General features: G+C 70.4%; 19 protein-coding genes. 14 read left to right on the top strand and 5 right to left on the bottom strand.

Annotation, left to right across the window (positions count from 1 at the left end; all coding sequences use genetic code 11):
• The first annotated feature begins 79 nt into the window (after positions 1–79).
• Genes ASG69_RS11140 through ASG69_RS11130 form a run of 3 tightly spaced genes read left to right on the top strand, consistent with a single transcriptional unit; the run spans position 80 to position 2663 of the window.
• Positions 80–748: an MBL fold metallo-hydrolase gene (locus ASG69_RS11140; protein WP_027505234.1), complete on the top strand. Its 669-nt coding sequence runs from the start codon at positions 80–82 to the stop codon at positions 746–748.
• Positions 745–2034, top strand: coding sequence for a histidine--tRNA ligase (gene hisS, locus ASG69_RS11135; RefSeq protein WP_056444766.1), 1290 nt, complete (start codon positions 745–747; stop codon positions 2032–2034). Before ASG69_RS11140 ends, hisS begins: the two co-directional genes overlap by 4 nt.
• Before the next feature lie 2 nt (positions 2035–2036).
• On the top strand, positions 2037–2663 hold the full coding sequence (locus ASG69_RS11130; RefSeq protein WP_056695767.1) for a hypothetical protein: 627 nt from the start codon (positions 2037–2039) through the stop codon (positions 2661–2663).
• On the opposite strand, the gene ASG69_RS11125 is transcribed toward ASG69_RS11130, so the two are convergent.
• The 3 genes from ASG69_RS11125 to ASG69_RS11115 form a co-directional block, all read right to left on the bottom strand.
• Complete coding sequence (locus tag ASG69_RS11125) at positions 2653–3336, bottom strand: TetR/AcrR family transcriptional regulator (protein WP_056444759.1); 684 nt, start codon at positions 3334–3336, stop codon at positions 2653–2655. The genes ASG69_RS11130 and ASG69_RS11125 overlap by 11 nt on opposite strands.
• Positions 3337–3339: 3 nt before the next feature.
• Positions 3340–3843, bottom strand: a complete 504-nt coding sequence (locus tag ASG69_RS11120; RefSeq protein ID WP_056444756.1) for a DUF3237 domain-containing protein — start codon at positions 3841–3843, stop codon at positions 3340–3342.
• Positions 3844–3974: 131 nt separating this feature from the next.
• Positions 3975–5240 (bottom strand): FAD-binding domain-containing protein, encoded by a 1266-nt coding sequence (locus tag ASG69_RS11115; protein ID WP_056445230.1) that lies wholly within the window; start codon positions 5238–5240, stop codon positions 3975–3977.
• Positions 5241–5364: 124 nt separating this feature from the next.
• Here ASG69_RS11115 and ASG69_RS11110 point away from each other — a divergent pair, with 124 nt between their 5' ends.
• Entirely contained in the window at positions 5365–6402 is a 1038-nt protein-coding gene (locus ASG69_RS11110) for an Rv2578c family radical SAM protein (RefSeq protein ID WP_056444753.1), read from the top strand.
• A gap of 9 nt (positions 6403–6411) precedes the next feature.
• On the opposite strand, the gene ASG69_RS11105 is transcribed toward ASG69_RS11110, so the two are convergent.
• Both ASG69_RS11105 and ypfJ read right to left on the bottom strand, forming a co-directional pair.
• Positions 6412–7191: an MBL fold metallo-hydrolase gene (locus ASG69_RS11105; protein ID WP_222631021.1), complete on the bottom strand. Its 780-nt coding sequence runs from the start codon at positions 7189–7191 to the stop codon at positions 6412–6414.
• A gap of 41 nt (positions 7192–7232) precedes the next feature.
• Positions 7233–8150 carry a KPN_02809 family neutral zinc metallopeptidase gene (gene ypfJ / locus ASG69_RS11100; RefSeq protein ID WP_056444750.1) on the bottom strand — a complete coding sequence of 306 codons (918 nt, stop codon included), beginning with the start codon at positions 8148–8150 and terminating at the stop codon, positions 7233–7235.
• A gap of 144 nt (positions 8151–8294) precedes the next feature.
• Here ypfJ and aspS point away from each other — a divergent pair, with 144 nt between their 5' ends.
• The 10 genes from aspS (at position 8295) to ASG69_RS11050 (ending at position 22894) form a co-directional block, all read left to right on the top strand.
• Positions 8295–10115, top strand: a complete 1821-nt coding sequence (gene aspS / locus ASG69_RS11095) for an aspartate--tRNA ligase (protein WP_056444747.1) — start codon at positions 8295–8297, stop codon at positions 10113–10115.
• A 49-nt stretch (positions 10116–10164) separates the two neighbouring features.
• Positions 10165–11088 carry a DUF389 domain-containing protein gene (locus tag ASG69_RS11090; RefSeq protein ID WP_056444744.1) on the top strand — a complete coding sequence of 308 codons (924 nt, stop codon included), beginning with the start codon at positions 10165–10167 and terminating at the stop codon, positions 11086–11088.
• Between the two features lie 56 nt (positions 11089–11144).
• Complete coding sequence (locus ASG69_RS11085; protein WP_056444741.1) at positions 11145–13772, top strand: circularly permuted type 2 ATP-grasp protein; 2628 nt, start codon at positions 11145–11147, stop codon at positions 13770–13772.
• Positions 13769–14671 carry a transglutaminase family protein gene (locus tag ASG69_RS11080; protein WP_056444737.1) on the top strand — a complete coding sequence of 301 codons (903 nt, stop codon included), beginning with the start codon at positions 13769–13771 and terminating at the stop codon, positions 14669–14671. The genes ASG69_RS11085 and ASG69_RS11080 overlap by 4 nt, the downstream gene beginning before the upstream one ends.
• A 236-nt stretch (positions 14672–14907) precedes the next feature.
• Positions 14908–16080 (top strand): kinase, encoded by a 1173-nt coding sequence (locus ASG69_RS11075; protein ID WP_027505245.1) that lies wholly within the window; start codon positions 14908–14910, stop codon positions 16078–16080.
• 7 nt (positions 16081–16087) lie between these two features.
• Positions 16088–17449 (top strand): replication-associated recombination protein A, encoded by a 1362-nt coding sequence (locus tag ASG69_RS11070; protein ID WP_027505246.1) that lies wholly within the window; start codon positions 16088–16090, stop codon positions 17447–17449.
• Positions 17450–17458: 9 nt separating this feature from the next.
• Positions 17459–20131, top strand: coding sequence for an alanine--tRNA ligase (gene alaS, locus ASG69_RS11065; RefSeq protein WP_027505247.1), 2673 nt, complete (start codon positions 17459–17461; stop codon positions 20129–20131).
• A gap of 2 nt (positions 20132–20133) precedes the next feature.
• The gene (gene ruvX, locus ASG69_RS11060; RefSeq protein WP_051613214.1) at positions 20134–20712 is read left to right on the top strand and encodes a Holliday junction resolvase RuvX; all 579 of its coding nucleotides are present in this window, start codon (positions 20134–20136) and stop codon (positions 20710–20712) included.
• Complete coding sequence (locus ASG69_RS11055; protein ID WP_082544474.1) at positions 20709–22058, top strand: endolytic transglycosylase MltG; 1350 nt, start codon at positions 20709–20711, stop codon at positions 22056–22058. The genes ruvX and ASG69_RS11055 overlap by 4 nt, the downstream gene beginning before the upstream one ends.
• Positions 22055–22894 carry a shikimate dehydrogenase gene (locus ASG69_RS11050; RefSeq protein WP_056444734.1) on the top strand — a complete coding sequence of 280 codons (840 nt, stop codon included), beginning with the start codon at positions 22055–22057 and terminating at the stop codon, positions 22892–22894. The genes ASG69_RS11055 and ASG69_RS11050 overlap by 4 nt, the downstream gene beginning before the upstream one ends.
• Positions 22895–22953: the final 59 nt, after the last annotated feature.

Genomic DNA, 22953 nt, shown 5'->3' with positions numbered 1-22953 from the left:
GCCCGGTCGCACCGCCTACGCTGGTGGCATTCGTCCGATCGCGGATCGCTGCACCGCAAAGCATGAGGAGTCCTTCACTGTGCGTGTCACCGGATTCCCCGCCGGCATGTTCCAGACGAACTGCTACGTCGTCAGTCGGGACGAGGGGACGGACTGCATCGTCGTCGATCCCGGCCAGGACGCCGCGGCGCCGCTCTACTCGTTCCTCGACGACGCGGGCCTGACGCCCATCGCAGTGCTCCTCACGCACGGCCACCTCGATCACATGTGGGACGCGACGCCGGTGTGCGCGCGCTTCGACATTCCCCTGTACGTGCATCCCGACGACCGCCACATGCTCACCGATCCGGCGTCCGGTATCGGCCCGGTCCTGGCGCCGCTGATCGCGCACTCCACCTTCGAGGAGCCCGCGACGGTGGTGGAACTGGCGCACGGCGACGTTCTCGACGTGGCCGGACTCGGTGTCACCGTCGCGCACACGCCCGGTCACACCCGTGGCTCCGTCGTCTTCCGTCTCGACGGGGGCGAGCAGCAGGTGATCTTCTCGGGGGACACGCTCTTCGCGGGATCGATCGGCCGCTCCGATCTGCCCGGCGGCGATCACGAGCAGTTGCTCGCCTCGATCGCCGAGCACCTGCTGTGCCTCGACGACGAGACCGCCGTGTTGCCCGGACACGGCGAGTCCACCACCATCGGCGCGGAACGCGGCAGCAACCCGTTCCTCGTGGGACTCGGTGGTGTGCGATGACCGGCGACACACAGCGGATCCAGCCGTTCGCCGCCCCCAAGGGCGTCCCGGACTACCTGCCACCCGACTCCGCGACCTTCGTGGCCGTGCGCGACGGTCTCACCGCCGCTGCCCGGGCCGCGGGCTACGGCCACATCGAGCTCCCCATCTTCGAGGACACGGCGCTGTTCGCACGCGGCGTGGGTGAGTCCACCGACGTGGTGAGCAAGGAGATGTACACCTTCGCCGACAAGGGTGACCGCAGTGTCACGCTGCGTCCCGAGGGCACCGCCGGCGTGATGCGCGCGGTCATCGAGCACAGCCTCGACCGCGGAGCGCTCCCGGTGAAGGTCAGTTACTCCGGCCCGTTCTTCCGCTACGAGCGCCCCCAGGCCGGTCGGTACCGGCAGCTGCAGCAGGTCGGCGTCGAGGCCATCGGGGTCGACGATCCTGCGCTCGACGCCGAGGTCATCGCCGTGGCCGACAGTGGGTTCCGGAGCGTCGGTCTCACCGGTTTCCGGCTCGAGCTCACCTCGCTCGGTGACGAGACCTGCCGCCCGCAGTACCGGGAGCTGTTGCAAGACTTCCTGTTCGGTCTCGAGCTGGACGAGGACACGCGTCGCCGCGCCGAGATCAATCCGCTCCGCGTCCTGGACGACAAGCGACCGCACGTCCGTGAGATGACGGCCGACGCACCGTTGATGATGGACCACCTGTCGGAGTCGGCTCGCGTCCACTTCGACACCGTGCGTGCCCATCTCGACGCGATGGGCGTGCCGTACGTGGTCAATCCGCGCATGGTGCGCGGTCTCGACTACTACACGAAGACCACCTTCGAGTTCGTCCACGACGGTCTCGGTGCGCAGTCCGGCATCGGCGGCGGTGGACGGTACGACGGCCTCATGGCGCAGCTCGGCGGGCAGCCCCTGTCGGGCATCGGTTTCGGTCTCGGCGTGGACCGCACGGTGCTCGCTCTCGCGGCCGAGGGCGTCGCGCCCGCGTCGACGGCCCGGTGCGAGGTGTACGGCGTGCCCATGGGTCCGGAGGCCAAGCTGCGTCTCGCGGTGATCGCCCGGGAACTTCGGGCCGCCGGCGTCCGCGTGGACCTCTCCTACGGCGACCGCGGAATGAAGGGCGCCATGAAGGGTGCCGACCGTTCCGGTGCCCGCCTCGCGCTGGTGCTCGGTGATCGCGATCTCGAGGCCGGAGAGATCGGCCTGAAGGACCTGGCGACCGGCGAGCAGTCGTCGATCCCGTTGTCCGAGGCCACCGCTCGCGTGCGTGCCACGCTGTCGCCAGTGAGCTGACCATGGCCGACAGAGGGCTGGTGGCGCTCGATCTGGTGCCGCCGGAGCTCATCGTTCCGCGGCTCCGCGTCGCCGGTGCGGTGTTCGCCGTGGTCGGTGCCGTGCTCGGTGTCGTCGCCGGACTGTTGATCTCGCCGTACGTCGGTGTCGCTCTGGGAGCTGCGCTCGTCGCCATGGCAGGGTTCGCCGTCGTGTCGGGCGGCCGCAGACGCGTGTGGATCGATCACGGTGTGGTGAGCCGGCGCGGGTCGTTCCGCGTGCGACGGGTCAACCTGTCGGACGCGACGAAGGTCGAGGTCCTCGTGCGGGTCGCGCGCGTCAGCCAGGTGCTGATCCGTGTCGGCGACTCGTCCGGCGACGTCACGGTCGGCGTGGCGATGTACACGACCGACGGCGGTCGCGAACTGCAGCCGATCGCGCTGCGCGCGGTGGCGGACGGACTGGCCTCGTCCCCGCTCGCGTCGGCTCTGGCGCTGTCGTCGGTACTGGTGACCCAGCTTCGCGCCGAGGCCCGCGAGGCCGGGCTGTCGGAGCGCCCGCTCTATCGGGCGATCGACGTGGTCCGCACGTCCGGGCGAGCCCCGGCGACCGTGCTCACCGACGCCGAGGTCGCGGCTCTCACCGACTGATCGGCCGAGCGGCGTCGAGCAGTGTCGTGGCCGTGTCACGCAACGACGCCGTCGAGCCCGTCCACCCCAGCACGCGCACCGCGGCGTCGGCGATCGTGTCGGGCGTCGCGAGGGAGTGCCGCGTCGATTCCGCATCGGACCGGGCGCTGATCACCGATTCGACGATGCGGAACGGGAGGTGTGTGAGTTCCTCGGAGACCACCAGCGTGCCGATGTCGACGAGAGCGTCTCGCGACAGCGAGGCGTAGAGCGCCATGAGGTCGGAGCGACGAGTGCGGAACTGTTCGAACCGTGCGCTGCGCAGTTCGGGGACGAGGTACAGGGCGCCGAGGTTCCATCGCGAGGTCATGAGCTGGTCCGCGTCGAACCACGCCAGGGCATACAGCGCGCTCGGAGCGTCGGCCGCGGCGTCACGCAGCGCCTGCGCACAGGCCAGGGGTGCGTCGACGGTCCCCACCAGCAGCGCCGCGAGCATGTCGTCCTTGGTGGCGAAGTGGTGGTACAGCGACGCCTGCCGGACCCCGACCGCGTCGGCGATCATGCGGGTGGAGGTGCTGGTGACACCCCGCGTCGTGAACAGCTCCGCAGCCGCGTCGAGGATCTCCTCCCGCGCCGTGGCTCCCGGTCGCTTACGGGTGGTGAGCCTGGGACGCCCGGCACCGGTGGTGGTCATCGACTACGTGACCAGGAACGCGTCGACCACGGACTGGGTGCCCTGACGCGAGCCGGAGGTGACGATCACGGCCCTGTTCAGGTAGGCGAGCGTCCGGATCGACGTGGACACCGTGAGGGTGCCGCGGAAGTAGTAGAGCGCGGACTCGACGTCCTCCCCGCGATCGAGGGCCTCGACGACCTCGGCCGATCCGAAGCGGACGGAGTTCAGCGTCAACCGCATCACGGCGCCCGGGTCGTCCGACTCGACGTCGGCCAACAGGTCGGTGGAGTACGTGGTCGATCCGTCCGCTCGGACGTGGGCGTGCTCGGCACCGACGGCGCGGACGACGGCCTCGACCCCGGGCCCACTCAGCACACCACCCACGACGGGTGCCACGGACTCCGCGCCGACGGGAGTGTCGCCGAGCTGCACCGGATCCGCGGTGCGCAACACGATGCGCAGCAGCGGCTCGAGCGTGGGAGCGGTCGGTTCGATCGACGCGGACGGGTCCGTGGGTTCGGTCACGCGCTCGACCGTATCCGATCCACCTGGTGCCCTCCTGCCGACTTCCCGGCCGGGCTCCGCCCTCCCCGCCTACTTCCCGGCCGGCCTCCGGCCTCCCCGCCTACTTCCCGGCCGGCCTCCGGCCTCCCCGCCTACTTCCCGGCCGGGCTCCGCCCTCCCCGCTCCGACGCCCGGCGCCACGCGCTGAACGACCGCACCGACGATCGGGTCGGACGCACCAACCACGGCCACGGGTGCACCTCCACCGGATCGAGGGCGGCCGCGATGCGTGCCCACCCCGGTACCGGGGCGTATGTCGCGGCGAGGCGCCGTCCGGCGAGCTCCTCGGTGACCCGTCCCCGTCGTACCTCCAGAGGCCGGACGGCGGCGAGCTCGCCGAGTGTCTCGGCGAGGAAGACCAGTCGCTTGCCGGACAATCGCAACCGTCGGAGCAGCGGCTCGTCGAACACGAACACCGCGGGGCGGGCGTCGTCGGCCGCGAGGGCCGGATCCGCGCTGCCGAGCGACTCCGCCGTCAGCCACACCTCGTCGCCGTCCTCACCCACGGTGTCCGCGGGGCCGGCCGGGGTGTCGCCGGTAGCCAGGCTCGGTCCGTCGACCGACGCGCCGAGAGCGGCCGTCGGCCAGTCCTGAATGGGACACGCTGACGACAGCGCGCACGATCGGCACAGGCTGGGTGCGCGTTTCTCCACCTGCCAGCGACTGAAGCCGTAAACCTTGCCGCTGCCGGTACCGACGGTCCACTGCCAGCCGAGTCGGTTGGCCGCCCTCGAGCCGTCGAGGAGATGGGTGAACATCTCGTCCTCGCCGTCCCGCCATGTCGCGCCGGCCCGCACGGCCCACTGCGACGCCAGCCACATGCGCGTCTGGTTCACCAGCCACCCGTCCTCGTGCAGCTCGTCGACGACGGACTCCATGCAGCGCATCCGGGCCGGCCACGGATCGTCCGACCAGGTGTCGTGCGCCGAGACGGCCGGACGGGGCTGCTCGCGCGTGAGTGACGCCCCCAGGTGCGAGCCCACCCGTGCGTACAGGTGGCGGGCGTACTCCTGCCACAGCAACTCGTCGCGGTAACGAGACCGGTCCCGGGTCGGCGCGTCCGCCACCGCGTCCCACACCTCGCTCAGCGTGAGCAGGCCGTGCCGGATGTACGGCGACATGCGACTCGCCCCGCGCCGCGACGTCGGTTCCACCGTGCTGCGGGACCGGGCGTAGCCCGTGATGTCCAGGCTCGCGAGAGCGGCGTCGGCTGCCGACTGTCCGCCGCGCAGACCGCCCGCCCGGATCTCCTCGGGCTCTTCGAGGGTGAGGTCACCGAGGTGCTCGGCGACCCAGGCGACGACATCGTCGGACCGGGCGCCGTCCGCAGGTGACGGGGGAGTCGGGAGGAGGGCCATGTCCACCGACACTACCGAAGAGTTGACACCTCGATAGAACGGATGTTCGACTGTCTGCGATTCGTCGATCGATCGTGTGTTCGAGGCATCGGTGTGCCGGGGTCGCCGGAGAACAGGAGGGGTCATGCGGTGGGACGGTCAGACACTCGACGCTCCCGACGGGGCGCTTCCCGGCCTCGAGCGCACCGGGCTGGTGCGTGCCGGTCTGGTCCGCACTGTCCGCACGCCCGAGTTCGAGGGCGTCACCTTCCACGAGGTGCTCTGCAAGAGCGCCCTCAACCGGGTGCCCGAGGAATCGGCGCTGCCGTTCCGCTGGACCATCAACCCTGCGCGCGGGTGCTCGCACGCGTGCCGCTACTGCTTCGCCCGGCCGACCCACGAGTACCTCGACCTCGATGCGGGCCGCGACTTCGACTCGCAGATCGTGGTCAAGACCAACATCGTCTCGGTGCTGCGCAAGGAGCTCGCCCGCGCCTCGTGGAAACGTGACCCGGTCGCCCTGGGCACCAACACCGACCCGTACCAGCGCGCGGAGGGTCGCTACGAGCTCATGCCGGGCATCATCCGGGCGCTCACCGAGTCCGGCACCTCGTTCTCGATTCTGACCAAGGGCACGCTGCTGCGACGGGATCTGCCGCTGCTCACCCTCGCCGCTCAGCAGGTGAACGTGCAGGTGAGTGTCAGTCTCGCCTTTCACGACGAGGATCTGCAGAAGTCCCTCGAGCCGGGGGCGCCGTCACCGCGCGCTCGCCTCGACATGATCCGGGCCATCACGGACGCGGGTCTGTCGTGCCACGTGCTCATCGCGCCCGTCATCCCGTTCCTGACCGACAGTCCCAAACACCTCGGCGCCCTGATGGCGGCCCTGGAAGAAGCGGGCGCGACCGGTGTGACCGCGCTGCCGATGCATCTGCGGTCCAGCACCAAGGAGTGGTTCATGAGCTGGCTCGCCGAGCATCATCCGGCTCTCGTGCGCCGCTACCGGGTGCTCTACGGACGCGGGGCGTACGTCAGCCCGGAATACAAGCAGTGGCTCCGCGACAAGGTGGAACCGTTGCGGGAGAAGCACTCTCTGACGGGGCTCGATCCGGCCGGTGCGCGGCGTGTGGCCAGGGCAGCTCCCGCGGAACCCGCTCCGGAACCAGCGATGACTCTGTTCTGAGCCGGTCGGTCAGAAGCCGGGGGTCACGCCGATGTGCTCGAGGTAGCGCCGCGCCGAGCGGACCACCGCGCCGTGAGCGTCCTCCTCGACGACCCGGTCCCACCACGCCCCGACGATGCGCTCGAAGGCCACGTTCTCGAGGAGGGCGACCGTCCGGCGGATCGTGTCGGGATGTTCGGGGATCAGGTTGGGGTAGCTGTACATGAACGAGACCCATCGGCGGTCGGACACCACCTGGACGATGTCCCCGGTGCACAGCGCGCCGCGGCCGTCGGTGCCCGGCCAGTGCAGCACCGAGCCGCCGGCGAAGTGCACCCGGGTGTTGATCAGCGTCCGCCCCGGCAGTATCTCCAGGGAGTCGCCCGACCACGTGCGGATGTTGCCGGCGCGGGGCAGCCACGCACGGTCGGACTCGTGCACGTAGATCGGCACGTCGCCGAAGGCCTCGCTCCACTCGACCATCGCGCTGTAGTAGTGCGGGTGGGACAGAGCGACGGCCGACACGCCGCCCAGTTCGGTGACACGGGCGATCGCGGCGTCGTCGATCGTGGTGATGCTGTCCCACAGCAGGTTTCCGCCGTCGCCGGGGACCAGCAACGCGCGTTGGCCGATCGCGAAGGTCGGCTCGGTGCCGATGCCCCACAGGCCCGGGTACTCCTCGCGCACCACGGTCCGGTGCGACGCCGACACCTCGGCGACGGTGGTCCACCGCTGGCCGCCGCGTCCGACGTACTGGCGCTCGTCGGTGCAGATCGGGCACTCGTCCGGATCGACGCGGTCGAACTGCACGCCACACGTCTCACAGACCGGCAGCTCCGTGCGGGACGACATCAGCGGACGGACGACGGGTCGTTCAGATCCGACGCGTCGTAGGTGTTGCAGGCGGCGACAGCTCCCGTGCGGTAGCCGGCGTCGAACCACGCCTGTCGCTGGTCGGACGAGCCGTGGGTCCAGCCCTCCGGGTTCACGCGGCCCGTCGAGGCCTGCTGGATCCGGTCGTCGCCGACGGACGACGCGGCCGACAACGCGTCGGACACGTCCTGTTCGGTGAGCGGATCGAGCAGCGGCTCGGAACTGCCGGGTGCGGGAACGTCGTCGGCCTTGTTCGCCCACACGCCGGCGTAGCAGTCGGCCTGGAGCTCGGTGCGCACGGCGCCGGACTCGGGTCCGTTCGGGTCGGCCTGCGCCCGGCCGATGTCGCCCAGCTGGTTCTGGATGTGATGGCCGAACTCGTGGGCCACAACATACTCCTGCGCGAGCGGGCCGCCGCTGGAACCGAACTGGTCGACGAGCACCTGGAAGAATCCGGTGTCGAAGTACGCGGTGGAGTCGGCGGGGCAGTAGAACGGGCCGACGTCGGACGTCGCGGCGCCGCACCCGGTGGAGACCTGACCGGAGAAGATGTCGACCTCGGGGCGCTCGTACGGCACGCCCGTCTGCGCCGCCAGCTCGGCGTCCCACACCTGATCGAGACTGTTCACGGTGGCCGTGACCCGGCAGTCGACATTCGCGTTGGCGTCGGCCCCGGTGTCGCAGTTCTCGATGGCGCCGCTGCCCGAGTCCTGCGACGTGGCCTCACCGCCGCCGAGCTGCCCGATCACCGACGACGGGTCGCCGCCGAGCAGCAGGGTGATCACCACGATGACGATGCCGCCGAGACCGCCGCCGACGGCGATGCCCTTGCCGCGGCCACCGGAGGACCGTCGAACCCGGGAGGAGTCGATCCTGGCGTCGGGGTCGAACGTCATGAGTCACCACTTTCGTCGGCGTGTGCGGCTCACAGCTTCGCACGTGGCCACCACCGACACAGCGCTGTTTCTCCCGGCGTCGGGGTGGGCTCGAATGGTCCGTAGGATCACCAGCTGTATTCGTCTACTTCTGGAAGGACTCCTGTGCTGCGCACGCACCTCGCCGGTTCGCTTCGAGCCGAGCACGCGGACCGACACGTCACCCTGACCGGTTGGGTCGCTCGACGGCGCGATCACGGCGGAGTCATCTTCATCGACCTGCGTGACGCCTCCGGAGTGGTCCAGGCCGTGTTCCGCGACGGTCCGGCGGCCGAGCAGTCGCACCGCCTGCGGTCGGAGTTCTGCGTCAAGATCACCGGCATCGTCGAGCTCCGCCCCGAGGGCAACCAGAACCACGAGATCCAGACGGGCGCCGTCGAGGTGAACGTGACCGAGCTGGAGGTATTGGGCGAGAGCGCGCCGCTGCCGTTCCAGCTGGACGAGACTCCGGGCGAGGAAGCGCGGCTCAAGTATCGCTACCTGGACCTGCGTCGCGCCGGACCCGGTCATGCGATCCGACTGCGCTCGAAGGTCAACGCGGCGGCACGGTCCGTCCTGGCCCACCACGAATTCGTCGAGGTGGAGACGCCCACGCTGACACGCTCGACCCCCGAGGGTGCCCGCGACTTCCTGGTTCCCGCGCGACTCCAGCCGGGAAGCTTCTACGCACTCCCGCAGAGCCCGCAGCTGTTCAAGCAGTTGCTCATGGTCGGCGGCATCGAGCGGTACTACCAGATCGCCCGCTGCTACCGGGACGAGGACTTCCGCGCCGACCGGCAGCCGGAGTTCACCCAGCTCGACGTCGAGATGAGCTTCGTCACGCAGGACGACGTCATCGTCCTCGCCGAGGAGATCCTCACCTCGCTGTGGAACCTGATCGGCCACGAGATCACCACACCCATCCCGCGCATGACCTACGCGGACGCGATGCGCCGCTTCGGTTCCGACAAGCCCGATCTCCGCTTCGGAGTCGAGCTCGTGGAGTGCACCGAGTACTTCGCCGAGACGCCGTTCCGCGTCTTCCAGGCGCCGTACGTCGGCGCCGTCGTCATGCCCGGCGGTGCGTCGCAGCCGCGTCGGCAGCTCGACGCGTGGCAGGACTGGGCGAAGCAGCGCGGCGCCAAGGGCCTCGCGTACGTCCTGGTCCAGGAGGACGGCACCCTCGGTGGTCCCGTCGCCAAGAACCTGTCGGACGCCGAGCGCGACGGACTCGCCGCCCACGTCGGCGCGAAGCCCGGTGACTGCGTCTTCTTCGCGGCCGGCCCCGCCAAGGCGCAGCGCGCACTGCTCGGTGCCGCCCGCGGTGAGATCGCCCGCAAGCAGGGCCTCATCGACGAGAACGAGTGGGCCTTCGTCTGGATCGTCGACGCGCCGCTGTTCGAGCCGACGTCCGATGCCACCGCCGGCGGCGACGTCGCCGTGGGTTCCGGCTCGTGGACCGCCGTGCACCACGCCTTCACCTCGCCGAAGCCAGAGTCGATGGACACCTTCGACACCGACCCCGGCAACGCCCTGGCCTACGCGTACGACATCGTCTGCAACGGCAACGAGATCGGCGGCGGCTCGATCCGTATCCATCGCAAGGACATCCAGGAGCGCGTCTTCGCGATCATGGGCATCGACGCGGAGCAGGCGCAGGAGAAGTTCGGCTTCCTCCTCGACGCCTTCGCCTTCGGTGCGCCGCCCCACGGTGGTATCGCCTTCGGTTGGGACCGCATCACGGCCCTGCTGGCCGGGGTGGACTCCATCCGTGAGGTCATCGCATTCCCGAAGTCGGGCGGCGGCGTCGATCCGCTGACGGACGCGCCGGCTCCGATCACCCCGGCGCAGCGCAAGGAGTCGGGTATCGACGCGAAGCCGGTTCCTCGTCAGACGCCGGGTGGCGCATCGGGCGAGAAGCCCGCGTCGGAGGGCCCCACGACCTAGGGTCGAGGCGTCGCCGGTCACGCGTCGACGACGCGCGGACGGAGAGTGCATGCAGAACCTCAGGGTGGTCAGTCCGGCGGACCGGACCGACGAGGTGCTGCGGGTGCTCGACGAGACTCCCGGCGTCGCTCACGTCGTCGTTCTGCGCGGTGCCGCCGTGCGCCCGGAGGGCGACGTCGTGGACGCCGTCGTCGTGCGGGAGTGCGCGAATCAGGTTCTCGACGGTCTGCGTTCGCTGCGCCTGACCCACGACGGAGCCATCACCATGCAACCCGTGGAGACGGTGCTGTCGGACGCGGCGCGCACCGCGGAACAGGACGCGCCCGGTGACCCGGACGACTCGATCGTCTGGGACGAACTGGTCGGACGTACGCGGGAGGAATCGTCCCTCACCCTGACGTTCGTCGCCTTCCTGACCATCGCGCTGCTGCTGGCGGCCATCGGCGTCGTGACCGACTCGCCGGTCACCATCGTCGGTGCGATGGTGGTGGGACCCGAGTTCGGTCCGCTGGCAGCGCTGTCGGTCGGCCTGGTGCGTCGTCAGCGATCACTGATCCGTCGATCGTTGCTGGCGCTGCTCGTGGGTTTCCCGACCGCGATGGTCATCACGGCGCTGGGGGCGTTCGGGGCCGAGGCCCTCGGATGGATCCGACCGGAGGCGATGGACGACCTGCAGCAGGTCGACTTCATCTACCAGGTGGGTCCGTTCTCTCTCGTCGTGGCTCTGCTCGCCGGCGCCGCCGGCATGCTCGCGCTGGTGTCGGCGAAATCGGCCGCCCTGGTCGGGGTCTTCATCTCCGTGACCACCGTTCCGGCAGCAGGTTTCGCCGTCGTCGCGGCCACGGTGGGGAGCTGGCGCATCGCCGCTCTGTCCGCAGGACAGCTGGGTATCAACCTCCTCGGCATCGTCGTCGCGGCGACCTTCGTGCTTTCCCTGCACCGGCGATCGGCTCGGGCACAGGCGGACAGGTAGATTTCTCGCGGACGTGCGCCGAGCGCGGTGCCGGTCGTCTGCGGAGGGGGAGTTGCGTGCAGCAGGGTGAGGCCACATCTCCCGTGCTCGCGGCGTACCTCGACGAGATCCGTCCGGACGGCCACGACGACCTCGTGGAGAACGCCGTCGACGGTGGTCCGCGGCTACGAGAGCGCTGGGCGGCCCTCCCCGGCGCCGAGGACGTGACCCCGGCTGATCTCGCCGCCGCACAGTTGCGCGTGGGCCGTCTGGTGGACGACTCCGGCATCACCTACAACGACACGGCGGACGCGTCGTCCGAATCGCCGTCGTCGACGCAGTCCGGTGCGCGGTGGGAGCTCGACGTGGTGCCGACGGTGGTGTCGGCGCCGGACTGGGACCGGCTCGAGGCCGGCATGCTGCAACGCTCGCGCATCCTCGACGCGGTGCTCACCGATCTGTACGGCGAGCGCACCCTGATTCGCCGCGGTCTGCTGCCGCCGGAGATCGTCTTCCGGCATCGCGGCTATCTCCGAGCCGCGCACGGCATCACCATCCCCGGCCCACATCAGCTGTTCTTCCACGCGGCGGACATCGCCCGATGCACCGACGGCGAGTTCCGAGTCCTCTCCGACCGCACTCAGGCACCGTCGGGCGCCGGCTACGCCCTGGCGGACCGGTCGATCGTCGCGCGTGCGGTACCGGCTGTCTTCGGCCGGGTGGCGCCCCGTCCCGCGAGCACCTACGTCGGTGCGATGCGCGTGGCCCTCGTCGAGGTGGCGCCTGCCGCCGCCGAGAACCCGCTCGTGGTGGTGCTCAGTCCCGGTGTCTGGTCGGAGACGGCGTTCGACCAGGCGCATCTCGCCTCGGTGCTCGGATTCCCCTTGGTCGAGTCCGCTGATCTGGTCGTCCGCGACGGCGCCCTGTGGATGCGCTCGCTCGGCACCCTGCGCCGCGTCGACGTCGTGGTGCGCCGTGTCGACGACGACTACGTGGATCCGCTCGACCTGCGCCCCGAGTCACGCCTCGGTGTCGTGGGACTGCTCGAGGTCGCGCGGCGCGGAGCCGTCACCGTGGTCAACACGATCGGCAGCGGCGTCCTCGAGAACGCGGCGCTGTTCGGACGGCTGCCGGAGCTGGGCCGGGCGCTGCTCGGCGAGGAGCCCCTGCTCGACTCGGTCCCCGCCTTCTGGGCGGGGGATCCACACGGCTTGTCGCACATCGTCTCTCGTATCGGTTCGCTCGTGGTGTACGCGATCGGTTCGCACGAGAGCGTCGTCGGTCCCGCGCTGTCCATGCGCGAACGGGACGAGCTGGTGCGGCGGATCGGGGCGGACCCGACGGGGTGGGCGGCGCGGGCGATTCCGGACCTGGCGACGTCGCCCGTCGGGCCGGTCGGTCATCGCCGGCACGACGCCGCCGTGCTGCCGAGGCCCGTCGGCATCCGACTGTTCGACGTGGCCGGGCGCCGGGGCTACACCCCGATGACGGGCGGTCTGGCCCAGGTGTTGGTCACGGATCCGCCGTCGGAGCCCATGGCCACGACCGCTGCCAAGGACGTGTGGGTGCTGGCCGAGCGTCGCGGCCGGTCGGATCAGCCGGACGTGTCGAGCGCCGTCGACGCACCGCGTCCGATGGGTGGACGCCGTCCCCGTGTCATCGACTCGGTGAGCACGCCGCGTGTGCTCGACGACCTGTACTGGATGGGTCGCTACGGCGAGCGTGCCGAGGCGACGGCCCGCCTGCTGGTGGCCGCGAACCAGATGGTCCGCGATCATCGCGGCGAGACGCCGTTCGGGGAGCAGGCGCGGTCCGACACGGACGTCGCCCTCGCCGTGGTGCTCGACGCGGTGACCGCGGTGACCGCGACGGCGCCGGGGTTTCGCGCCGCGACCACGCGGTCGGACCTGCTCGCGGAGTTCCGGTCGCTGACGGTGCGGACGCGGCGCACCGGTTCGCTCGCGCACGCCGTGGCAGCGTTGCAGACGTGTGCCCGCGCGGTGCGAGATCAGCTGGGCGAGGACACCTGGGCGGTGTTCAACCGGCTCGACACCGCGCTCGCCGAGTGTGCGGCGTCGCCGGTGTCCGACGAGGCGGGGCTCTGGTCGACGCAGAGCCGTGTCGTGGGGTCGATGCTCGCCGTCGCCGGTCTGTCGGCCGAGTCGATGGTGCACGATCCGGGCTGGTTCCTCATGGACACGGGCAAGCGCATCGAGCGCGCTCTGCAGATCACCGCCCTGCTCGCCGAGACCGTGGGCACCGCGCGCCCACCGGCCGTCGAGCAGGCCGTGCTCGGGGCGGTGCTGAACGCCGCCGACTCGTCGGTCACCTACCGGCGCCGCTATCGCGGTGCTCCCGAGGTGGGCGCCGTGGCCGAGCTCGTGCTCTTCGACGGCGGCAACCCGCGCTCGGTCATCCACTCGGTGGAACGAGCAGCGGTGAACCTGGCGTCGCTGCCCGGGTCGACGGGGACCTCCCGCACCGATCGGGCGCTCGAGCGCATCGTCGCGACGCTGCGCCGAGTCGACCCGTCCGATCTCGAGGACGTCGACGCCACCGGGACCCGATCGGAGTTCGACGACGTCGTCCGGTCGGTGCACACCGATCTGCTCGACCTCTCCGAGTCGATCACCGCGGCGCACCTGACGCTGCCCGGCGGCACGCAGCCGTTGTGGGGACGCGGCGGCGGACGGGTGTTGTCGTGACCGATCACGAGGGTGCGCGGTGGTACGCCATCACCCACCGCACCGAGTACGTCTATCAGGGCACCGTGTCGTCGTCGTACGGCCGCGGCCACCTCTTCCCGCGCTCGACCTCGGAGCAGCGGTGTCTCGACGCCTCCGTCACCGTGACGCCGACGCCGACCGACCGGTCCACCGGTGTCGACCTCTTCGGGAACGAGGACGTCTACTTCCACGTCACCACCGATCACGACCGGTTGTGCGTGACCGCGCGCGCCCTGGTCGCCGTGGACCCTCCCGACCCAGCTCGCCTCACCACCCGGGCTGCGACGACGGCGTGGGAGAGTGCTCGTCCCACCGGGGTCGACGGGGCCCTGGACGTCGACTTCGTGCTCGATCTCGTGCCACCGGAGATCACCGACGAGGTGCACGAGTACGCCGCGCTCTCGCTGACCGAGGGCCGCCCGTTGGTGGAAGCGGTGTTCGACCTCAACCACCGGATCCACACCGACTTCGCCTACCTGTCGGGGTCGACGACCATCTCGACGACCGTCGCGGACGTCCTCGCCGCTCGGACCGGTGTGTGTCAGGACTTCGCACGGGTCGCCGTCGCGTGCCTGCGCTCGCACGGCCTCGCCGCGCGCTACGTCTCCGGCTACCTCGCGACTCAGCCGCCGCCGGGCAAGGAACGCATGGTGGGCGTGGACGCCACCCACGCCTGGGCGGCGGTGCGGTCACCGGACGGCTCGTGGCTGGCATTCGACCCGACCAACGACCAGTGGGTGGACGAGCGCTACGTGACGGTGGCGTGGGGCCGTGACTACGACGACGTCCCGCCGCTGCGCGGCATCATCTACACGGAGTCGGCGGGGAGTCGCATCGCCGTGTCGGTCGACGTCGCGCCGATCGTCCGAGCCGTGTGACCTCGGGCGTTCCCTCTCATGGTCACCGAGGTCCCAGCGGCGCCCCCGAGCTGTCGGGAGAGTGCGATAGGGTCGAGAAACCGCACAGCGAGCCCGTTTCATCGACTGTGGAGCGGGGAACCCGATCTTGCTCCGGCAGTACGCACACAGCATCACAGGCGGCCCTCGCGGGCCGACGCGAGTACGGAAACGAGGAATGACCTGCCCGTTCACGAACGAGGTGGGTCGGACAATCGATGACGGCAATGTTGGCAGATCCGGTCACCGAAGCAGTGGCAGCAGCACGAGAACTCCTCACCAGACGCACGGGAGCATCGGTGACCCTGGTCGACCCGGTCGATCTCGGCGGCAGCGGGCGCACCGTGGTCATCCGTGTCCGGGTGGCCGAGAACCCGTTCCAGTTGCCCCGCACGCTCGTGATCAAGCAGGTCCGCGAGACGTCCACGGAGTCGGTGTCCCGCACGGGTCTCGGCGCCGGAGACCACACGGCGTTCCTGCGCGAAGCGGTCTCGTACCAGTTCGCCACCGCCCTCGCGACGCACACCCGTCCCGGTCCGTCCCTCATCGCGTACGACCTGAAGGAACGGCTCCTCGTCCTCAGTGACCTGGGGGACGCCGCGCCGTTCACCAGTCTGATCGCGAACCCCGATCCGTCGTCCGTCACCAACTCGCTCATGGCTCTGGCCCAGGCACTCGGGCGGATGCACGCCGCCACGTTCGGCCGCGAGGAGGATTTCGGGGCGCTCCTCGGTCGCGCCGGCGTCGCCGATTCTCGGGACGGGCTGGCCGATCAGGTCGCGGTGGCCCAGTCGGACGTCCCGGCGATGCTCGCCGCGGATCTCGGCATCGAGGTGCCGCCCGCGGTCGCCGCCGCCGTCGCCCGCGCGGCCAAACTCTTCGGTTCCGGCGGACACCGCGCCTTCAGTCCGTCGGACCTGTGCCCGGACAACATCATCGTCAACGACGAGGGCGTGCGATTCCTGGACTACGAGTGGGGAGGCTTCCGGGACGCCACTCTCGACGTGGCCTACACGCTCCTGTCCTACCCCGGCTGCCTGTGCCGTCTCGATCTCACGCCGGAACGCGCCGAGGCCATGGTCGATGCGTGGCGCGCCGAGGTGGTCGGAATCTGGCCGCACCTCGCCGACGACGACGTGCTGCACGCCAAGTTGCTGGACGCCCAGTTGGTGTGGGCCTGGCTCACGACGCACTGGTTCCTCCCCGACGACGACACCCGCAACGCCGCACTGCGTCGGCACCACCTCTCGGTGCCCCGCGCCGCCGCGCTGACCACGCGGTGGTCCATCCTCTCGGAGTACGCGCGCTTCGTCGGGCACCACGATCTCGCGGACTTCGCGGGCGATGTCCGGCAGGCACTCGCGGCGCGGTGGCCCGCCGCCGCGTCCTGACCGTCCGATGAGCGCCGACGACTCCCTCTTCGACGACGACACCGCTGCTCCCGACGGGGACGCGTTCGTCCCGTCCCCGCGTGCGAGCACACCGGGTGCGCCGCTGGCCGTGCGGATGCGTCCACGGTCGTTGGACGAGGTCGTGGGCCAGGGCCACCTCCTCACCCCGGGTGCCCCGCTGCGCCGCCTGGTGGAGGGGTCCGGGGCAGCGTCGGTCATGCTCTACGGCCCACCCGGCACCGGCAAGACCACGCTCGCGTCCCTGATCTCGGGTGCCACCGGCCGCAAGTTCGAGGCCCTGTCCGCGCTCTCCGCGGGCGTCAAGGACGTCCGGGCCGTGATCGACCTGGCGCGTCGCCGGCTGCTGAACAACGAGCAGACCGTGCTCTTCATCGACGAGGTGCACCGGTTCTCCAAGACCCAGCAGGACGCCCTGCTCGCCGCCGTCGAGAACCGGATCGTGCTGCTCGTCGCCGCGACGACGGAGAACCCGTCGTTCTCCGTCGTGTCGCCGCTGCTGTCACGGTCCCTGGTGCTGCAGCTCCGGTCGCTCACCGACGACGACATCCGCGAGGTTCTCACGCGGGCCCTGGCGGACGAGCGCGGTCTCGGCGGGTCGGTGACGGTGACCGACGAGGCGCTCGGACACCTCGTGCGGCTGGCCGGCGGTGACGCTCGACGGGGTCTGACAGCGCTCGAGGCGGCCGCCGACACTGCGGGTGCGGGCGGCACCGTGGATCTCGAGACCGTGGAGAAGAGTGTCGACCGAGCCGCGGTGCGGTACGACCGGGACGGTGACCAGCACTACGACGTCATCAGCGCGTTCATCAAGTCGATCCGCGGTTCCGACGTCGACGCTGCCATGCACTACCTCGCCCGGATGATCACCGCCGGTGAGGACGCACGCTTCATCGCCCGCAGGCTCGTGGTGCACGCCAGCGAGGACATCGGCATGGCCGACCCCACCGCGTTGCTGGTCGCGACGGCGGCGTCGCAGGCGGTGCAGACGATCGGGATGCCCGAGGCGCGGCTCGCCCTCGCCCAGGCCACCATCCACCTCGCCACCGCACCGAAGTCCGGTGCCGTCACCAGCGCGCTGTCCGCGGCGATGGCCGACATCGCGGCGGGGAAGGCAGGCGCCGTGCCGCCGCACCTGCGCGACGGGCACTACACGGGAGCCGCCTCACTGGGCAACGCGGTGGGCTACAAGTTTCCGCACGACGACCCCGACGGTGTGCTCGCCCAGCAGTACCCGCCCGACGAGCTGGTGGGCACCGACTACTACCGGCCCACCAACCACGGAGCGGAGCGCGACCTCGAGACGCGCGTCGGCAAGCTCCGCAGAATCGTGCGTGCTCTCGCGCGCTAGGGTGTTTCCGTGCAGACTCACGAGATTCGCCGTCGTTTCCTCGACCATTTCGAGAAGCTGGGACACACCCCCGTCCCCAGCGCCTCGCTGGTCCTCGACGACCCGAATCTGCTGTTCATCAATGCCGGCATGGTGCAGTTCGTCCCGTACTTCCTCGGGCAGCGCACCCCGCCGTTCGCGCGTGCCGTGAGTGTCCAGAAGTGTGTGCGCACCGGCGACATCGAGAACGTGGGCGTGACCACCCGCCACAACACGTTCTTCCAGATGGCCGGCAACTTCTCGTTCGGCGACTACTTCAAGCGCGAGGTCATCGGCTTCGCGTGGTCACTGCTCACCTCGTCCGTCGAGGACGGTGGCTACGGCTTCGATCCCGAGAGGATCTGGGCCACAGCGTATCTCGACGACGACGAGGCCATCCAGATCTGGAAGGACGTCGCCGGTCTGCCCGACGAGCGCATCCAGCGTCGAGGCATGGCCGACAACTACTGGTCCATGGGCATTCCCGGACCCTGCGGGCCGTGCTCGGAGATCTACTACGACCGCGGACCCGAGTTCGGCAAGGAGGGCGGTCCGGAGGCGGACGAGGACCGCTACATCGAGATCTGGAATCTCGTGTTCATGCAGAACGAGCGCGGACAGGGGACGTCGAAGGACGACTTCGAGATCCTGGGGCCGTTGCCGCGCAAGAACATCGACACCGGTATGGGTGTCGAGCGCGTGGCGTTCCTGCTGCAGGACGTCGACAACGTCTACGAGACCGATCTGGTCCGTCCCGTCATCACCGAGGCCGAGGCACTGTCCGGCCGTCGGTACGGGGAGAACCACGACGCGGACGTACGGTTCCGCGTCATCGCCGATCACGCCCGCACCGCGGTCATGCTCATCGCCGACGGCGTGACGCCGGGCAACGACGGCCGTGGCTACGTGCTGCGGCGTCTGCTGCGCCGGATCGTGCGCAGCGCACGCCTGCTCGGTGCCGAGGACCCCTCGATGGCGAGGTTCGTCACGGTCGTCCGCGACACGATGGCCGAGTCGTACCCGGAACTGGTCGAGGACTTCGCGCGCATCGAGTCCGTCGCCGTCGGCGAGGAGAAGGCGTTCCTCGCGACCCTCACGTCCGGATCGCGCCTTTTCGACAACGCTGCTCAGGCCGTGACCGCGTCCGGCGGCACCCGCATCAGCGGTGACGAGGCCTTCGTCCTGCACGACACGTACGGCTTTCCCATCGACCTCACACTCGAGATGGCGGCCGAGGCGGGCCTGCAGGTCGACGAGGCCGGATTCCGCACGCTCATGGCGGAGCAGCGTAACCGTGCGAAGGCCGATGCGCAGTCGCGCAAGCACGCGCACACCGACCTGACGGTGTACAAGGAGTTCGTCGACCGTGGTCCCACCGAGTTCACCGGTTTCGACGAGCTGGACAGCGAGGCAACGGTTCTCGCGATCATCGCCGGGGGCGTGCGGGTGCCCACCGCCGCTGCGGGGGAGAAGGTCGAGGTCATCCTCGACCGCAGCCCGCTGTACGCCGAGTCCGGCGGACAGCTCGCGGACATCGGCACCCTCACGGGCCCGGGACTGAGTGTCACCGTGGGCGACGTGCAGAAGATCGCGAAGACCGTGTGGGTGCACAAGGTCACCGTCGACGAGGGGCAGCTCACCGAGGGCGACGTCGTCACCGCGCACGTCGACCAGCAGTGGCGCCGCGGCGCCACCCAGGGACACTCCGGCACGCACATGGTGCACGCCGCACTCCGCCAGATCCTGGGCCCGAACGCGGTACAGGCCGGATCGCTGAACAAGCCCGGCTACCTGCGGTTCGACTTCACGTACCAGGGTGCGCTGTCGGAGTCGCAGCGCGAGGACATCGAGTCCGTCACCAACGACGCCGTCGCGTCCGACTTCGCGGTCAACACCTTCGTCACCGATCTCGACGACGCCAAGGCCATGGGGGCGATGGCGCTGTTCGGTGAGAACTACGGCGACGAGGTCCGGGTCGTGGAGATCGGCGGACCGTTCTCGATGGAACTGTGCGGCGGCACCCACGTCCAGCACTCGTCGCAGATCGGCCCGGTGACGCTCCTCGGAGAGTCGTCGGTCGGGTCGGGCGTGCGACGCGTCGAGGCCTTCGTCGGCCTCGACTCGTACAAGTACCTCGCCAAGGAGCGCGCGCTGCTCGCCGGTGTCGCCTCGTCGCTCAAGGTGCCCACCGACGAGGTGCCCGCGCGGATCGAGAACCTCGTCGAACGGCTCCGCGTCGCCGAGAAGGAGCTCGAGGCCACTCGCGCCGCCGCCGTGCTCTCGTCCGCCGGGTCCTACGTCGACACGGCGCGCCGGGTCGGGTCGCTGCTCGTCGTCGCGGAGCCCGCGCCGGCCGGCGTCGGTGCCGCGGATCTGCGCACCCTCGTCGGCGACGTTCGCGGCCGGTTCGGCACGCAGCCCGCGGTGGTGGCGCTGTTCGGAGACGTCGACGGCAAGGTGCCGTTCGTCGTGTCGACGACCAAGGCCGCGCAGGAACTCGGCGTGAAGGCCGGTGAACTGGTGGGTGCCTTCGGTCCGAGCATCGGCGGCCGCGGCGGTGGCAAGGCCGACACCGCGCAGGGAGCCGGGTCCGACGCGTCGGGTGTTCCCGCGGCGATCGAGGCTCTGCTCGGTCGCGTCACCGAGATCGCCGGGAACTCCTGACGGTGGCCGCCGGCAGCTCCGCGCCCGACCGGCCGGGCGCCGACGACCCGGGGCGAGGGCGGCGGCTCGCGATCGACGTCGGGAGCGTGCGCGTCGGAGTGGCGTCCTCCGATCCCGACGGCACCCTCGCCACACCCGTCGAGACGGTCCCGCGCGCAGCGAAGACGCACACCGACTCGGCCGACGTCCAGCGGATCGTCGCGCTCGCCGAGGAGTACGAGGCCGTCGAGATCATCGTCGGTCTGCCGCGCACGCTGCGCGGCGAGCGCGGAACCGCCGCCACGTTGGCTGTCCGTTTCGCCCGAGTCCTGCACCGTGCGCTGCCCGGCGTGCCGGTGCGGCTGTCCGACGAACGCTTGACTACGGTGAGTGCCGCGCGTGGTCTTCGAGACAGCGGCGTCCGCGCGAGAGACCAACGGTCGATGATCGACCAGGCGGCGGCGGTCGCCATCCTGCAAGGGTGGCTCGACGAGCGCCGCAGTGTCCTGGCGCGAGAGATGGTCGCCCAGGCGAACGAGGAGGGGGCAACGGTGCCCGAGAATCACGGTCCGGAGCAGGACACACCGGGGACGACCCCGTGACGGACGACGGTCGTGGACAGCGGCCCGGCCGACGCGACGAGTGGGACACCGACGAGCTGCATCTCCCGGTCGACGACCTGCGCCGTCAGCCGCTCGCCGACGACCGCCGCGCCCGTCCTGCGCGAGTGGCGTCGGGTCCCGGTGACCGCCCGAGCCGCGCGAGCCGCGCGGACACCCGCCGCGACCGCGCCGCGGCCGGTCGCAAGCGTCGCTCGCGCATCATCGGCGGACTCGGTGTGCTGGTCCTGGTCGGCCTCGTGGCCGTCGGAGGTGTGTGGGGTGTGTCGAAGTTCACCGGCGGCGGGGCCGCGGTCGCGGAGGACTACCCGGGTCCCGGCGGCGACGCCGTGGTGGTGCAGGTCGCCTCGGGCGACACCGCACAGGAGATCGCGACCGAGATGGCGGACAAGGACGTCACCGCCAGCTCGGCGGCCTTCTACGAGGCCGCGGTCCAGAACACCGCGATGACCTCCGTGCAGCCCGGTTTCTATCGGATGCGCTCGCAGATGGCGGCGGCCGACGCCGTCTCCGCACTGGTGGACCCGGCATCGCGAGTGGGCCAGATCCAGATCGCCGAGGGCCGTCAGCTGCACGACTCGACCGACGTCAACACCGGCGCCGTCCGCAAGGGCATCTACACGCTGATCTCCGAGGCCAGTTGTGCTGTCGGAGAGGGTCTTCCGTGCGTGACATACGACGACCTGAACCTCGCGGGTGCGGGGGACGATGCTTCCGCACTCGGTGTCGCCGACTGGGCGACCGACGCGGTGCGGCAGGTGCCGGATCGCGATCGTCAGCTCGAGGGGCTCATCGCCGCGGGCACGTTCAACTTCGACCCCAGCGCCGCACCGACGGACATCCTGCGTCAGCTCGTGTCCGAGAGTGCTGCGATCTACGAGGACACCGGTCTACTGGAGGCAGGCGCCTCCTCGGGTCTCGACCCGTACCAGGTGCTCGTGGCGTCGTCCCTCATCGAGCGCGAGGCGTTGCCGCAGGACTTCGCCAAGGTGGCGCGCGTCATCCTCAACCGTCTCGCCATCGGGCAGCGTCTGGAATTCGACTCGACGGTCAACTACTCGCTGGACACCACCGAGGTGGCCACCACCGACGCCGACCGTGCGAACGTCACGCCGTGGAACACGTACGCCAAGGAGGGTCTGCCGGCGACGCCGATCTGCTCTCCCGGTGTGGCAGCGGTGCAGGCTGCCGAGGCTCCCGAGCCCGGCAACTGGCTCTACTTCGTCACCATCAACGCCGCCGGTGAGACGCTCTTCACCGACGACTACCAGGTGCACCTGGACAACATCACGAAGGTCGAGGGCGGGTTCCTCGACAGCGGCCGGTGACGTCCGTCTCCGACGCCTCGTCGACGAGGCGCGCGGCCGTTCTGGGGTCGCCGGTGGCGCACTCGCGTTCACCGATCCTGCACGCGGCGGCGTACCGGGAGCTCGGGCTCACCGGGTGGACCTACGAGCGGGTGGAGTGCACCGCGGAACGGCTTCCGGAGTTCGTGGACGGCCTCGGACCCGAGTGGGTGGGACTGTCGGTGACGATGCCGGGCAAGTTCGCGGCTCTGGCCTGTGCGACCGAACGAACGCAGCGCGCTATCGCTGTGGGCTCGGCGAACACCCTGGTACGCACCGACTCGGGCTGGCGCGCCGACTGCACCGACGTCGACGGTGTCACGGGCGCCCTCGGCACGGTCGGTGTCCGTGACCTGTCGGGAGCGTCGGTGGTCGTGGTCGGGGCGGGCGGAACGTCCCGCCCGGCGCTCGTCGCTCTGCGTGATCTCGGGGCGAGTGCGGTCACCGTCGTCTCGCGGGACGAGGAGCGGGCGGAGGGAGCTCTGGTCTGTGCGCGCGACGCCGGTCTCACCGCCCGGTGGAGTGCACCGGACGACGACGCGCTGCCGCGAGCGGTCGCGGACGCGGCAGCCGTGGTGTCCACCGTCCCGCCCGAGGGCGGCGCTGCGATGATCGACGAACTGCGCGGGACGCGCGTGCTGCTGGACGCGATCTACCACCCGTGGCCCACGCCGCTGGCCGCCGCGGTCGAGGAGTCCGGTGGCGTCGTCGTCGGCGGCCTCGCGATGCTGCTGCACCAGGCATTCGGTCAGGTGGAGCAGTTCACCGGTATGCCTGCCCCGCGTGCTGCGATGGAGCGGGCTCTCCGGGAGTCCTGACCATCCCCGGGTGCGCCGTCGTCCCCGGGCGGTCGCCGCGGCACGGATCATGGGAGTCA

The sequence above is a fragment of the Rhodococcus sp. Leaf225 genome (assembly GCF_001426145.1).
Taxonomy (GTDB): Bacteria; Actinomycetota; Actinomycetes; order Mycobacteriales; family Mycobacteriaceae; genus Rhodococcoides.
The sequence above is the reverse complement of the archived record's forward strand: the minus strand, read 5'-3'. Positions and strand labels throughout refer to the sequence as shown.

Coding starts and splice junctions, on each gene's coding strand:
- ypfJ (WP_056444750.1), bottom strand. CDS start 8,150: ATGACGTTCGACCCCGACGCCAGGATCGACTCCTCCCGGGTTCGACGG.
- ASG69_RS11090 (WP_056444744.1), top strand. CDS start 10,165: ATGCAGAACCTCAGGGTGGTCAGTCCGGCGGACCGGACCGACGAGGTG.
- ASG69_RS11115 (WP_056445230.1), bottom strand. CDS start 5,240: ATGGCCCTCCTCCCGACTCCCCCGTCACCTGCGGACGGCGCCCGGTCC.
- ASG69_RS11070 (WP_027505246.1), top strand. CDS start 16,088: ATGAGCGCCGACGACTCCCTCTTCGACGACGACACCGCTGCTCCCGAC.
- ASG69_RS11125 (WP_056444759.1), bottom strand. CDS start 3,336: ATGACCACCACCGGTGCCGGGCGTCCCAGGCTCACCACCCGTAAGCGA.
- hisS (WP_056444766.1), top strand. CDS start 745: ATGACCGGCGACACACAGCGGATCCAGCCGTTCGCCGCCCCCAAGGGC.
- ASG69_RS11110 (WP_056444753.1), top strand. CDS start 5,365: ATGCGGTGGGACGGTCAGACACTCGACGCTCCCGACGGGGCGCTTCCC.
- ASG69_RS11075 (WP_027505245.1), top strand. CDS start 14,908: ATGACGGCAATGTTGGCAGATCCGGTCACCGAAGCAGTGGCAGCAGCA.
- ASG69_RS11130 (WP_056695767.1), top strand. CDS start 2,037: ATGGCCGACAGAGGGCTGGTGGCGCTCGATCTGGTGCCGCCGGAGCTC.